The sequence below is a fragment of the Halopiger thermotolerans genome (assembly GCF_054654555.1).
The window spans coordinates 1,928,248-1,941,259 of record NZ_BAAIEU010000004.1 but is presented as its reverse complement, the minus strand read 5'-3'; the positions used below and the strand labels follow the sequence as shown (position 1 = coordinate 1,941,259).

The window sequence follows — 13,012 nt, the reverse complement described above, 5'->3', positions numbered from 1 at the left end:
ATCAGCCGTTAGAACCGGCGTCGACCGCCCGGGCCGCCGGGGCCACCGGGACCGCCGGGACCGCCGCCGCCGAGCTGGAACTGGTTCGGCGCGCTGATGTCTTTCGTCTCCTTGACGTACTGGCCGTACGCCAGCCCGATCACCAGGCCGACCAGGTGGGCCATGTGCGCGATTCCGCCGGCGGTGCCGCCGCCGACGCCGAGGAAGAAGACGCTGATGAGCGCGTAGCCCGCGGTGAGCACCCAGATCGGGACCGGGAGGATGAAGTAGAGGTACACCTTGAGGCTGGGGTTGAGGACCGTCAGCACGCCCATGATCGCGAGCGCGGCGCCGCTGGCTCCGAGGACGGCCGTCATTCCGCCCTGCAGGAGGGTGATCCCGACCTGTCCGAGCCCGGCGAGGACGCCGCTGACGATGAACAGGATCGCGAAGTTTCGCGATCCGATGTACCGCTCGACGAGCGGGCCGAAGAAGAACAGCACGAGGCTGTTCCCGACGATGTGCATGAAGTTCCCCGTGCTGTGGGCGAAGATCGACGTGACCCACGTCCAGACGTACTCGACGTTCCACGACGTCAGCAGGAACAGCGACTCGTAGAGCCGCGCGTTGCCGATGAGGCTCACGACCAACTGCGCGAAGAAGGTGAGCCACATCAGCGCGAGGAACGTGTAGGTCATGTTCCCGCGGAAGTACGCCAGCGGGCCGCCGGGACCGGTGTCTATCGGCAGTTTATCGAGGACGCTCGAGGACGCCGACGCGTTGCTATCGACGCTGTCGTCGAAGCCGCTGTTAAAGACGCCGCTGGGATCGTTCCAGTCCTGCAACCCCGTGCAGTCGTGATTTTCGGGGAGCCGGTGATCGGCACAGAAGGTGCCGCCGCAGTGCCGACAGTTGTACGGCATGTTTTCGTCCTTCCCACACACGTCGCACTTGGCCATTGGTGGGGGGTAAGTGCGGCGTCGCTAAGGGGTTTGGGGTTCGGTCTCGCGCGCTGGCGTCGCACGCGGCCGACATCGCGCCGTCGAGCGCGCCGCGAGCGCGAAACGTGACCACATTTTTGCCGGTCAGCCCCCAACGAACGGACGTGCAAGAGTACGAGCGCAAGCAACTGCTCGAGCGCGTCGAGCGCGAGGGCGCGACCGTCGGCGCGGACATCCCGGACACCATCGAGGTCCAGGGGGAGGAGATCGACCTCCGGACCTTCGTCTTCGAGATCAAGCGCCGCGAGACGGTTCCGCCCGGCGAACGCGAACGCGTCGAGCAGGCCAAACGAAACCTGCGACGGGAGCGCAACGAGCGCCTCGAGCTAATCGAGGAGGGCGACATCTCCCGCGAGCGGGGCGAGGAACTCGCCGCGAGCATCATCGGGATCGATCGGGCGCTGAACGCCCTAGAGAGCCTCGGCCCGACGGATCTCGAGCGCGAGCAGCAGGCCCAGCAGGCCGCCGACAAGAAGCGCTGGATGTCGTTCCTCAAGAAGGCGCTGGGACAGGAGGACGCCAACAACGCGCGACGGGGGCTCTGATTCCGATGGCGACCAACGCCGAAATCGCCGGCCGGTTCGAGGAGTTCGCCGACCTGCTCGAGGCCGACGACGTCGAGTACAAGCCCCGCGCGTACCGCCGGGCGGCCGAGCACATCCGCGGTCACCCGCGGCCGATCGCCGACTACGTCGAGGACGGCAACCGCGAAGCCATCGAAGACATCGACGGCGTCGGCGAGGCCATCGCGGACAAGATCGTCGAGTACGTCGAGACCGGGCAGATCGAGGAACTCGAGGAGCTGCGCGCGGAGCTGCCGATCGACATCGCCGACATCACGCGCATCGAGGGCGTCGGCCCCAAGACGGCGGGCAAACTCTACCGCGAACTCGGGATCGAGACCCTAGACGACCTCGAGGCGGCCGCGGAAGCCGGCGAGGTCCAGGAGGTCAAGGGCTTCGGCCCGAAGACCGAGCAGAACATCCTCGAGAACCTCGAGTTCGCCCGCGAGGTCGGCCAGCGCCAGCTGCTGGGCGAGGCGCGGCCGCTGGCCGACGACGTCCTGGAGTTTCTCGAGTCGGTCGAGGCGGTCGAGCGCTGCGAGGTGGCGGGCTCGATCCGGCGCTGGCGCGAGACGATCGGCGACGTGGACGTGCTGGTCGCGACCGACGACGGCGAGGCGGTGATCGACGCCTTCCTCGGGTGGGACTCGGTCGACAGCGAGATCGAGTCCGGCCCCGAAAAAGCGAGCGTCCGCATCGGCGAGATCCGCGTCGACCTGCGCGTGGTCGTCCCCGCGGAGTACGGCGCCGCGCTCCAGTATTTCACCGGGAGCAAGGACCACAACGTCAGCCTGCGCAACTACGCGATCGACCGCGGGATGAAGCTAAACGAGTACGGCGCCTTCGACGTCTCGGACGTCGACGACGCGGACGCGGGCCAGCGCGTCGGCGAGCGCGTCGCCAGCGAGACCGAGGCAGGGATGTACGAGGCGCTCGGCCTCGAGTGGATCCCGCCGGAGCTGCGCACCGACCGCGGCGAGATCGAGGCCGCCGCGAACGGCGACCTGCCGGACCTGCTGACGCGCGAGGACGTCCGCGGGGACCTGCACAGCCACACCGAGTGGTCCGACGGCAACAACACCATCGAGGAGATGGTCGCGGGCGCCGAGTCGATGGGCTACGACTACTACGCCGTCGCCGACCACGCCGAGGGCCCCGGCATCGTCGGCGGGATGGGCCTCTCGGACACCGAGATTCTCGAGCAGGTCGAGGAGATCCGCGAGGTCGACGCCGCCAGCGACGTCGAAGTCTTCGCGGGCATCGAGGCGAACGTCGACGCCGAGGGCGAGATCGACCTCTCCGACGAGGTCATCGACGCGCTCGACGTCATCGTCGCCTCGACCCACAGCGCGCTCGATCAGGACGCCGAGACCGCCACGGAACGGCTCGTCCGCGCGATCGAGAACCCCGCGATCGACGTGCTCGGCCACCCGAGCGGCCGCCTGCTCAACGAGCGCTCCGGACTGGACTTCGACGCGACCGCCCTGGGACGAGCGGCCGCCGAGCACGACACCGCCCTCGAGGTCAACTCCAACCCGCGACGGCTGGACCTGTGGGGAAGCGCCGTTCAGGCCGCCGTCGAGGAAGGGGCGGCGATCGCCGTGAATACGGACGCGCACCAGCCGTCGACCCTCGAGTACATGCGCTGGGGCGTCCACACGGCCCGGCGCGGCTGGGCGGAGGCCGACGACGTGATCAACGCCTGGGACCTCGAGGCGCTTCGGGAGTTCCTGCACTGAGTCGGCCTGCGTCTCCTCGAACGCTATGCAACTCCTCCTCGACGTCATGTGCGGCGGTCTCGTCTCCTATCTCCGGATGTGCAACCACGACACCGTCTACGCCGGCGACCGCGGGCTCGAGGCCGACGACGACCTCCTGGCGGTCGCCCGCGAGGAGGAGCGGACGGTCGTCACGCGCGACGTCGACCTCGCGACCCGCGCCGCCGAGTCGCCCGGGGCGATCCTGCTCGAGTCGCGCGACGTCGAGGCGCAGCTCGCCGAACTCGCGGGGGCGGGTGTCGACCTCTCGCTGGCCGACGAGCCGCGGTTTTGCGGGCGGTGTAACGGGCGGCTCGAGCCGGTCGACGCGAGGGCGTCGACGCCCAAGTACGCGCCCGATCCCGGCGACACCGACGTCTGGACGTGTCGGGACTGCGGCCAGTACTTCTGGCGCGGGAGCCACTGGGACCGGGTCGCCGAGACGCTCGCGAAAATCGAGTCGCTCGAGGAGTGAGCGCCAGCGAGGAGTGGCCGCGGACGGACCGTTCGATTTCGGCCCGCGCCCGCTCGTTACCGTTCCAGCGCGAACGAGACGTGCAGCGTCGTCTTGTACCGCTCGATCGAACCCCCGTCCACGTCGGCCGTCTGCGAGACGACCTCGATACCGCTGATGTTCTCGAGGGTCTCGTCGGCGTCCTCGAGGGCGTTGTGCGCCGCGTCCTCCCACGATTCGCTCGAGTTCCCGGTCAGCTCGATTACTTTGACTGTCTCGCCCATGGTCGATCGGCCCTACGCGGTCGACGCGGGTAGCGGTTCTGCGTGAGAATGCTGCCTGTCGTTGACAGGTTTCGGTCAGCGACGGTTGACGCCGACCTATCTCCGATACGACAGGCACAATCGTTTCCCTCGCCGGCGGTGAACGACGGACGATGCCGGACGATACCGATCACCTCGACCGCGCGGGCAGACAGGCGGCGTACATCACAAACGAGTGGAGCGACGACCCCGCGATCATGCAGACGCAGGCGCTTTGCTACGTCGGCTTGCAACTCGAGCGGATCGCGGACGCGCTGGAGGAGGCAGAAACGGAGGCGGAGACAGAAACGGAAACAGATCAGTAGACGGCCACGTCGTCGAACCGACCGTCGTAGGCGATGTGTCGCGGATGCGTCGGCTCGGTTCCCGAAAGAAAGAACCGGTCCGCTTTCTTCCAGGTGTTCTCGTAGCCGAGGTGGGCTAGCTCGCCCGCCGTCGCCGCCCAGCGCGTGAGACCGGTCTTGTGGACGACGCGTCGCGAAACGTCGTCCTCGAGCGCCCGACAGAGATCGGCTTCGCTCTCGACGGCGGCGTCGAACTCGGTGTGGGCGACGCCGACCGTGCGCGAGATGTGGGCGTACGACGACGTAAAGGGCGGATACTCGAGCCGTTCGGCGAGGGTGCGGGCGCGGCGGTTGTGGTGGGGCAGGTGTTTCGGGTTGAAAATCTCGACGGCGTCGATCACGTCTCGGTACCGCCGCAGATCCGATTCGGAGAGGCCGACGTTCAGAAACTCGGGATGTGGGGCGAGAACGACCGCGTCCTGCCGTTCGAACTCGGCCATCGCCGCCTCGAGCGGGATGAAGTCCGGCACCGGCTCCTCGAGCCCGAGCGCGAGGACGTGCTTGCGTTCGTGCCACTTGCCGGTGAACACCTCGCGAGCGGGGATGACGCGGAGGTCGTCGCTCGAGTAGGCGGCCGCCTTCTCGCGGATGTCCGGCAGGCGGGTGAAGTGAGGCGCGTAGACGATCGCGTCGAGGCCGGCTCGCTTCGCTCGCTCGACGACGCGCTCGTCGAGGACCTTGACGTGACAGTCGACCGCCGACGTCGTGCCGTCGCTCACGTCCGCCTCTTTCGAGACGGACGAGTTATGCATTCTGATTCCCGAGGCGTGCGAGGCGGGCCCACGCCGGACGGCGCCGGGGTATCGGGATATTGTCCACCGACGACCGCGGCGAAAAGACCATTAGGACGGCCGCTCGATGTCGTATCAAATGGCGTGGGAATGCGGAATCAGCGGCTGCGGCGAGGTGTTCGCGGACGTCGAGTCGGCGGTCGTCCACCAGGCGAGCGACCACGAGCGCCGCGAGTGCAAGGTCTGTGGCACCATCGTTCCCGACGGCTACCTCGCGATCCGACACGCGTTCACCGAACACAGCCGCGCCGAGTACGTCCGCGCCTACGGCGCGAACTCCGAGGACGTCCGCAAGCGGGAGGAGCTCCTCGAGGAGATCGAGAACGCTGCGGATCTGGAATCGATCGTGACGGAACTGCAGTAAGCGCAAGCGTAAACGGAAGCGGTAGTCCGGAGGTCGGGCTCGAGGCCGCGCCCCTTTCAGCCCTGCGCCGACGCCCGGTTTTTCTTCGCCGCTCGCTTCGCTCGCCCTGAACAGAGCGTGGGTCGAGCGAGCGGACTCGTTATCGCTCGTCGGAGTCGAGGACGCGGATCTGATCGCCCCGAACCGTCACCGGAATCGGGACCGTCGCCTCGTACAGTTCGACGGTCACCTGGTCCTTGCCCTCGTCGATGCGCTGGACCTGCGCCTTCTCGCCCTTGAACGGGCCGGCGATGAGCTCGACGATGTCGCCCTCGGCGATGCCCTCGACGTCCGGCTTCGGCGAGAGGAAGTGCTCGACCTCCGAGATGTCGGACTCGCCGGGGACGATGCTCCGCGCGTGCGGAATGTCCTCGAGGACGCGGTTCAGGACCGCGTCGCCGTCGGCTTCGACCATCACGTACGACGTCAGCGAGTCGGGCGCGAGGGCGGCGTGGATCTCCGGCTCCTCGCGGTTGATGATCATGTCAGCGACGGTGCGCTCCTGACTCGCCGTCGTCTTGACTGCGTAGATACCCATTAGACGCCACCACCCGCCGGGAGGAGCAGCATGATCGCGCCGATGAGGAACCCGACGAGGCCGACGAACAGGATTCCTGCACCGGCGATTTTCGCTACCTGCGTGAACTCCTCGGTCGAGGGCGTCGTCGCCATCTTCAGCACCCGGATGTACGAGGTGAGGTCGTAGGGGACATCCATATCTGTCTGTTCACAACGCGGCGTCTTTTATCTGTCTTTCGTGTTTTGCGGACTATCGGTTCGATCGGTCACGCCGATCGCCCGCGCTGCTCGAGGTCGTCGCTCGATCTGGCGGCCGACGTTGCATGCGACGGCCCGAGGGCCAAACCGTCCGAGCGCGAACGACCGGCTATGGCAGAGGACGACGTCGACCGCGCGACCGAACAGGAAGCCGAACGCGAGGCCGAAATCGACGACGAACTCGAGCGCATCGACCGCGATCCCGACGAGGTCGACGACGGCGACAGCGACCTCGGCACGCAGAACGCCCCGCGGGAGGACGCCGAGGACCTTGAGGATCTCGAAGAGGCGGAGGACGTCGACGAAGACGAAGCGTAAGTCGTCCCCCAAGCGGTGCTGGTTTTTGCCGAGAAGGGAGTGCAGACGTCCCGGTTAGTCGATCGCTCGGAGCGCCTCGTCCTCGGAGAACTCGACGAATGTCGCTGCCGCCGCCGACTTCGAACGTCTCGATCAGGTCGTCGGGCCGAATCGCGATAAGCCCGTCACCGGACTCGCCCGCGAAGTGGCCCGTCTTCGGTCCGTCAGCGGCGATCGGGATCGGCGGCACCTGGGTGGGCTACGATCAGGGGAACGGCGACGGCGGCTGTTCACCCGGCGGTCCACCCGGCTGACCGCCGATCGGCGGTCCCTGTTGATCGAACTCCCGTCGGGCGGCCAGTTCCAGTTCGACGGTCTGTTGCTCGCCGTCGCGGACGACCTCGAGTTCGACCGTCTCGCCGGGCGAGGTCTCGAGCGCCAAGTACGAGAGCAACTGGGCCTGGGTCGTCACCTCCTGGCCGTCGATGGCGACGATGACGTCGCCGGTTCCCGGCTGGGCCGCACTGGCCGCCTGCAACACGCCGTCGGCGGGCGAGTTTGCCACGATCTCGGCCACCAACACGCCGGTCGCCTCCTCGAGGCCGATGGCGTCGGCGATCTCCGGGCCGACGGGGACCACGCCGACGCCCATGTAAGAATGCCTGTAGATGCCCTGCTCGATGAGCGCAGGGACGACCCGGTTGGCGAGGCGCGCGGAGATCGCGAACCCGATCGTCTGGCTCGCGCCGGCGAAGACGATTCCGAGCACTTCGCCCTCGAGGTTCACCAGCGGACCGCCGCTGTTGCCCGGGTTGATCGGCGCGTCGGTCTGGATCGTCGCCGGGATCGAGGTCCCTGCGGGACTCGGCAGGACCCGGTTCGTACCGCTGACGATCCCCTGCGTGACCGAGGCGTCGAGGCCAAGCGGGTTTCCGATCGCGAGGACCTCCTGACCGATCGCGGGTTCGGACTCGACGAGCGGCAGGGGTTCGGCGGAATCCGGCATGTCTTCGACGCTCAGGACGGCGATGTCGCTGTACGGGTCCGTGCCGACGATCGACGCCGTCGCCCACTCCTGATTGTTGAACTGAATTTCGATACCGCCCTCGGTGGCGCCCTGTACGACGTGGTTGTTCGTGACGATGTGCTGGTCGTCGACGACGAACCCGGAGCCGAGCCCGCCTCCGCCGCCGCGACCGCCAGTCGTCCCGAGGGAGACGGTAACCAGCACGACGGAATCGATCGTGTTCCGGTACACCTCCGTGTACTCGCTCTCGAGGCCCGAACCGGTTTCTTGCTCGTCCGGTGCGCCGTCGCTCTCGTTCCCTGCGGTCGCGCTCGAGTCGTCGGTTTCGTTCTGTGCGGCCGTCCCCGCGGTCCCGACGCCGAGCAGCGAAGCGACGCCGGCAGCGCGGAGGAGTCGCCGTCGACTGACGTGATCTGGAGTCACGCCCATAGCCACCCCGACGAGCGACATAAAACGGCCCCCAGTACTGTCAGCCGTCCGTACTACGGGTTCCGCGGGAGAACGGCGGACGAAGCGACGGCGGAGAGAGAAAGCGAAGGGTGGAGACCGTCGCCGTAGTAGACGGCTCGCCGACCGGCGACGATGCCGGCTCGAGCGGCCGCCGAGGGTACGCTTCGTCGAACAACACAGCGCTACGCGCTGTGGGCTTGACGTCGGCTTCCGCCTCGTCAAACGCCGCGAATCGAAGATTCGTGAGCCAGACGAGGCTCCACTACGTTACGTCTCGTCAAAGAGGGTCTCGCCCTCGACCATGTGCTCCTCGACCGTCTCGAGGTCGAGCGTGACGCCGAGGCCGGGTTCTTCGGGAATCTCGATGTAGCCGTCCTCGATGACGTCTTCCTCGACCAGGTCCGCCCACCACTCGAGTTCGTAGGAGTGGTACTCGACGGCCAGCGAGTTCGAAATCGCCGCGCCGACGTGGGCGCTGGCGACGGTCCCGACCGGCGAGGCGACGTTGTGCATCGCGACCGGCACGTAGTAGGTGTCTGCCATATCGGCGATCTTGCGAGTCTCGCGCATGCCGCCGACCTTGGGCATGTCCGGCGCGATGATGTCCAGTGCCTGCTCCTCGAGCAGGCGACGCTGGCCGTGCTTGCGGTAGACGTTCTCGCCGACGGTGATCGGCGTCGTCGTCGACTGCGTGACCTCCTTCTGGACGTCGTGGTTCTCCGGCGGGACGGGGTCCTCGAGCCACCAGACGTCGTATTCCTCAAGGCGCTCGGCAAGGCGCTTCGCACTGCCGCCGGAGTAGGTCCAGTGGCAGTCGAACGCGACGTCGGCGCGGTCGCCGACGCGCTCGGTGACCTTCTCGACGATTTCGGCCTTGTGCTCGATCTCGGGCTCGCGCAGGTGGCGGTTCGCGCGGTCCTTCTCGTGGCCCGAGGGGACGTCGAGGTCGAATTTGAGCGCGTCGTAGCCCAGTTCCTCGACGACGCGCTCGGCCTCGTCAGCGCAGGCCTCGGGGTCGGCTTCCTCCTCGGTGTGGCAGTCGCAGTAGACCCGCATCTCGTCGCGGTACTTGCCGCCGAGCAGTTGATACGCGGGGACATCGAGGATCTTGCCGGCCAGATCGTGCAGCGCGACCTCGATGCCGGAAATCGCGGTGATGGTGACCCCGCCGATCGAGCCCTCGCCGGACATCTTCTGGACGAGGTGCTCGTAGAGGCGGTCGATGTCCAGCGGGTTCTCGCCGATGACGAACGGCTTCATCCGCTCGATCAGTTCGGGGACGCCGGCGCCCCAGTAGGCTTCCCCGGTGCCGACGACGCCCGCGTCCGTGTAGATACGCACGAGGGTCCACGGGAAGTTGCCGTCGACCATCGTCGTCTGGACGTCGGTGATCTCGACGTCGCGGTCGCCGCCGCGGTCGCGCGTGACGCCCATCGTTTCCGACGAGAGGTCCCGCATCGTGTACTCGGCGTTCGGATCGTGCAACTGCGAGTAATCGACTCCCATGGGGGGATCCCTTACTCCGACAGTAGTAATAGTTTCTATCTCGTGAGTGATTCGGCGGCTCGGCGACTCCGTATCGGCCCGCTCAGAGCGTCGAGAACTCGACGGCCGTCTTGATGACGTCGTCGCCGGTTTCGAACGCCCGCCGGAACTCCTCGAGGCCGTAGACGCCGGTCACGAGGTCGTCGGTGAGCCACGTCGGCAGCTGCGAGAGGGTGTCGACGGCCGATTCGAAGTGGCCGCGGTGGGAGTTGACGGTGCCGAGCAGCGCCTTGTTGTGCAGGACCAGCTCGCGGTGGAGTCGCCCGCCGTCGACCTCGAACTCCCAGGGCTCAGGGACGCCCAGTAGGACGCCGACGCCGTTTGGCGCGAGCGCGTCGACCGTCTCGAAGGCGTGTTTCGCGTAGCCGGTCGCCTCGTAGACGAGGTCGATCCCCTCGTAGGCGTCGGGGATTTCAGCGACCGGCGTCTCGCGGGAGTCGACGTACGTTGCGCCGAGTTCCTCGATGATGTCGATCGTCGGATCCGGCCGATCCCGCCGTCCGAGACAGTAGGTTCGGTCGATGTCAAGGACATCCGCGAACATCCCAAGCGTGAGCAGCCCGAGCGAGCCGTTGCCCAGCACCATCGCCGACTCGAGGTCCCAGTCGAACGCCGAACGGGAGGCGACGGCGTGTTCGATCGCCTTCTCGGAGATGCTGATGGGTTCGACGAGGAAGCCGAGGTGGGCCAGATCCGCGGGAATCGGAACGAGGTACTCCGCGGGGCTGGTGAAGTACTCGGCCATGAAGCCGTGGGCGCCGACGATACCGCGCTCGACGTACTCCCCGTCGGGCGCCATGTCGGGCTCGCCGCGCTCGAAGTACTCGTTGTTGACGCCGTTCGGGCGGCGGCGAACCGTCGGCACGACGACCTGTCCCGCCTCGAGGTCGGTCCCGTTCGGATCTTCGACGACGCCGACGGCCTCGTGACCGAGCACGAGCTGCGTATCGTCGTTCGGCACGTCGCCGTGGTGGCCCGCGATGACTTCATGGTCGGTTCCGTCGACGCCGACGCGAAGGGTGCGCACGAGCGCTTCCCCGGACTCGGGTTCGGGTCGGGGTCGCTCGACGAGCGTCGGTTCGCCGGCCCCCGGTTCGACTGCGATCGCTTGCATACGTCTCCCAAGGCCCGCCTCGAATAAAAGATTTACCTAGTCCGTAGTAAAGAATTCTGTCTCGATATCGGTGCCATCAGCTCCGCTCGCGGCGCTAATCCGGTTGCACAGGTTCGATAATAGAGTATGAGTATCGTTCCTGAGGGTCGGTTCGGCTCGCGTTGGGAGGCGGAGCCAGCGAACGGTCGGCGAGGGAAGTCCGGAGCTACCGATCGGGAGATCGAATGGACCGTAGTCGATCGGTCGGCGACGGAACGAAACCGAACCGGCGGCCGCGCTCACTCGCTGCGGGCGTCCCGGACGGCGTCGACGAACGATTCGGCGCGCTCCCGGACGGCGTCCATGTCGTCGTCCGCGATCGCGTCGTAGTCGATGAGCGCGCTGCCGGCGCCGACGGCCAGCGCGCCGGCCTCGAAGTAGTCGGCGACGTTGTCTGCGGAGACGCCGCCGGTCGGGATGATCTCGACGTCGCCCAGCGGGCCCTTGAGCGCGCCGATGTGGCCTGGGCCGACCGTCGACGCGGGGAACATCTTGAGGATGTCCGCGCCAGTTTCCATCGCCGTGACCGCCTCCGTCGGAGTCATGACGCCGGGCGAGGCGAGCACGTTGTGGCGGTTGCAGGTCCGGATGATCTCCCGATCGACGTGGGGCGAGACGACGAAGGTCGCACCGGCGTCGATCACCGACTCGGCCGTCGCGGCGTCGAGGACGGTGCCGGCCCCGACGACCACGTCCGGATCGGCCAGTTCCCGGTCGACCGCGGCGATCTTGTCGCGGGCGTGGGGCTCGTCGGCGGTGATCTCGAGGGCGTCGACCCCGCCCTCGTGGAGCGCGCGGGCGACGGGGACGATCCGCTCCGTACTGATACCGCGCATGACGGCGATGACGCCGCTGTCGACGATCCGCTGTTCGACCGTGCGTCTGTCGGTCATCGGCGACACCCCTGTCCGGAACCGGCGGTTCGTGTTCGACTCGACCTGCTGGCCGCTGGGCGCAGCGCGTTCGCGTTCATCGGGTCGGCGTTCGCCGCCCACCCGCAAGAAGGTCGGGGCGGAATGCGCGTGCGAGCGAAAGCGGCCGCGCTACTCCTCGAGCGGTCGAATCGTCACCGATTCCGCCTCAAAGTCCTCGAGGAACGCGCCGGCGCCGCCGATCGTGTACCGCTCGCCGTCGACGTCGATCTCGAACGCGTTCTCGATCGGGACGGTCGACGTGGCGGGGCGGACGAGACTCTGGCGGACGTCGACGACCTCGCCGGTCAGCGTCGACGGGAGGTCGCGGTCGCCGACCGGCGAGCCGGTGACCGTCACCTCGAGCGGCGTGTCGGTCGCCAGGTGGAGCGCGATCTGGAAGACGGCGTGGCGGAACCCCTCGTAGGTCGCGGGGAGGTCGGCCGCCGTCGTCACGTACCGTTCCTCCGCGATCGGCCAGTAGTTCGCCAGGAACGAGCCGGCGAGGACGGGGACGAGCTGCTCCTGGGAGAGCGCGATCGCCTTCGTGTCGCTCGTCGAGGTCGTCAGCAGTTGGCTCGGCGAGAGCAGGCCGTGCTGGCGATCGACCGTCACCATCGTCGGCACGAGCGCGTCCCAGGTCCGAACCGTGCTCGCGACGCCGGCGAGCGACGCCGTGTCGACGTCGCTGTCGGCCGTCCCGAGCAGGAGCAAGACGAGCACGCCCCGCTCGGCGGTCTCCTCGAGCGTTTCGCGGACCTGCGGCAGCACCGACCCGGGGATCGAGAGCGTGACTTCCGTCTCGGCCTCGGCGAGCAGGCTCTCGATGCGCTTCTGGACGGTCTGTCGCGACTTTATCACCTCGAACTGCTCGGTCGGCCGCTCGGTCGTCGTGTAGCGCGAGCGCAGTTCCGGCTCCATCTCCTCGACGCTGCGGGTGAGCCGGTCGACGACCGTCTCCGGGTCGACCGGGCGGATCACCGTCGGCACCGCGTGGTCGTCCACCTCGACGAAGCCGCGCTCCTCGAGTTCCTCGCTGATGCTGTAGACGTAGCGCTTGGAGACGTCGGCGGCGTCCGCGATCGTGCTCGCTTTCGACTCTCCGTGGTCGAGAATCGCGAGGTACGTGTCGATTTCCTTCTCCGAGAGACCGAACCGCTCGAGGAGTCCGGCGAGGCCGTCTGTGTCCATGAGTTCCCAGTACCTACGGCATCGGAAGGGGCGGTAAAAAAGATTC

At 67.5% G+C, this 13,012-nt stretch carries 16 protein-coding genes; 6 read left to right on the top strand and 10 right to left on the bottom strand.

The features are described from left to right. Positions 1 to 8: 8 nt before the first annotated feature. Positions 9 to 938 carry a rhomboid family intramembrane serine protease gene (locus ACYQ26_RS17465; RefSeq protein WP_459810161.1) on the bottom strand — a complete coding sequence of 310 codons (930 nt, stop codon included), beginning with the start codon at positions 936 to 938 and terminating at the stop codon, positions 9 to 11. Positions 939 to 1,084: 146 nt separating this feature from the next. Here ACYQ26_RS17465 and ACYQ26_RS17460 point away from each other — a divergent pair, with 146 nt between their 5' ends. From ACYQ26_RS17460 to ACYQ26_RS17450, 3 genes are read left to right on the top strand one after another with little or no spacing between them, the layout of a single operon-like run. After that, positions 1,085 to 1,525 carry a DUF5788 family protein gene (locus ACYQ26_RS17460; protein WP_459810160.1) on the top strand — a complete coding sequence of 147 codons (441 nt, stop codon included), beginning with the start codon at positions 1,085 to 1,087 and terminating at the stop codon, positions 1,523 to 1,525. Positions 1,526 to 1,530: 5 nt separating this feature from the next. Beyond that, positions 1,531 to 3,282 carry a DNA polymerase/3'-5' exonuclease PolX gene (gene polX / locus ACYQ26_RS17455; RefSeq protein ID WP_459810159.1) on the top strand — a complete coding sequence of 584 codons (1,752 nt, stop codon included), beginning with the start codon at positions 1,531 to 1,533 and terminating at the stop codon, positions 3,280 to 3,282. 25 nt (positions 3,283 to 3,307) lie between these two features. Continuing rightward, positions 3,308 to 3,775 carry a DUF5615 family PIN-like protein gene (locus ACYQ26_RS17450; RefSeq protein WP_459810158.1) on the top strand — a complete coding sequence of 156 codons (468 nt, stop codon included), beginning with the start codon at positions 3,308 to 3,310 and terminating at the stop codon, positions 3,773 to 3,775. Positions 3,776 to 3,831: 56 nt separating this feature from the next. On the opposite strand, the gene ACYQ26_RS17445 is transcribed toward ACYQ26_RS17450, so the two are convergent. Continuing rightward, complete coding sequence (locus ACYQ26_RS17445) at positions 3,832 to 4,038, bottom strand: dodecin family protein (RefSeq protein ID WP_459810157.1); 207 nt, start codon at positions 4,036 to 4,038, stop codon at positions 3,832 to 3,834. Positions 4,039 to 4,190: 152 nt separating this feature from the next. Between ACYQ26_RS17445 and ACYQ26_RS17440 the strand changes: the two genes are divergently transcribed. Next, a complete protein-coding gene (locus ACYQ26_RS17440; RefSeq protein WP_459810156.1) occupies positions 4,191 to 4,382 on the top strand; it encodes a hypothetical protein in 192 nt (63 codons plus the stop codon). Here ACYQ26_RS17440 and ACYQ26_RS17435 read toward each other — a convergent pair. After that, positions 4,376 to 5,173, bottom strand: a complete 798-nt coding sequence (locus ACYQ26_RS17435) for a PHP-associated domain-containing protein (protein WP_459810155.1) — start codon at positions 5,171 to 5,173, stop codon at positions 4,376 to 4,378. The genes ACYQ26_RS17440 and ACYQ26_RS17435 overlap by 7 nt on opposite strands. Positions 5,174 to 5,291: 118 nt before the next feature. Here ACYQ26_RS17435 and ACYQ26_RS17430 point away from each other — a divergent pair, with 118 nt between their 5' ends. After that, entirely contained in the window at positions 5,292 to 5,576 is a 285-nt protein-coding gene (locus tag ACYQ26_RS17430) for a DUF7565 family protein (protein WP_459810154.1), read from the top strand. A gap of 139 nt (positions 5,577 to 5,715) precedes the next feature. Here ACYQ26_RS17430 and ACYQ26_RS17425 read toward each other — a convergent pair whose 3' ends face one another. After that, entirely contained in the window at positions 5,716 to 6,153 is a 438-nt protein-coding gene (locus ACYQ26_RS17425; RefSeq protein WP_049991853.1) for a transcription elongation factor Spt5, read from the bottom strand. Beyond that, complete coding sequence (locus ACYQ26_RS17420) at positions 6,153 to 6,332, bottom strand: protein translocase SEC61 complex subunit gamma (protein ID WP_459810153.1); 180 nt, start codon at positions 6,330 to 6,332, stop codon at positions 6,153 to 6,155. The genes ACYQ26_RS17425 and ACYQ26_RS17420 overlap by 1 nt, the downstream gene beginning before the upstream one ends. Before the next feature lie 171 nt (positions 6,333 to 6,503). Here ACYQ26_RS17420 and ACYQ26_RS17415 point away from each other — a divergent pair, with 171 nt between their 5' ends. Further along, positions 6,504 to 6,710 carry a hypothetical protein gene (locus ACYQ26_RS17415; RefSeq protein WP_459810152.1) on the top strand — a complete coding sequence of 69 codons (207 nt, stop codon included), beginning with the start codon at positions 6,504 to 6,506 and terminating at the stop codon, positions 6,708 to 6,710. 244 nt (positions 6,711 to 6,954) lie between these two features. Here the strand turns inward: ACYQ26_RS17415 and ACYQ26_RS17410 are convergent, their stop codons facing one another. The 5 genes from ACYQ26_RS17410 to ACYQ26_RS17390 all read right to left on the bottom strand — a co-directional run bounded on the left by ACYQ26_RS17410 (position 6,955) and on the right by ACYQ26_RS17390 (position 12,966). Beyond that, positions 6,955 to 8,166 (bottom strand): S1C family serine protease, encoded by a 1,212-nt coding sequence (locus ACYQ26_RS17410; protein WP_459810151.1) that lies wholly within the window; start codon positions 8,164 to 8,166, stop codon positions 6,955 to 6,957. 267 nt (positions 8,167 to 8,433) lie between these two features. After that, entirely contained in the window at positions 8,434 to 9,672 is a 1,239-nt protein-coding gene (locus ACYQ26_RS17405; RefSeq protein ID WP_459810150.1) for a mandelate racemase/muconate lactonizing enzyme family protein, read from the bottom strand. Between the two features lie 82 nt (positions 9,673 to 9,754). Next, positions 9,755 to 10,825, bottom strand: coding sequence for a glucose 1-dehydrogenase (locus ACYQ26_RS17400; RefSeq protein WP_459810149.1), 1,071 nt, complete (start codon positions 10,823 to 10,825; stop codon positions 9,755 to 9,757). 278 nt (positions 10,826 to 11,103) lie between these two features. Then, positions 11,104 to 11,757 (bottom strand): bifunctional 4-hydroxy-2-oxoglutarate aldolase/2-dehydro-3-deoxy-phosphogluconate aldolase, encoded by a 654-nt coding sequence (locus ACYQ26_RS17395; protein ID WP_459810148.1) that lies wholly within the window; start codon positions 11,755 to 11,757, stop codon positions 11,104 to 11,106. Positions 11,758 to 11,907: 150 nt separating this feature from the next. Beyond that, a complete protein-coding gene (locus tag ACYQ26_RS17390) occupies positions 11,908 to 12,966 on the bottom strand; it encodes a TrmB family transcriptional regulator (RefSeq protein ID WP_459810147.1) in 1,059 nt (352 codons plus the stop codon). Between the last annotated feature and the right edge of the window lie 46 nt (positions 12,967 to 13,012).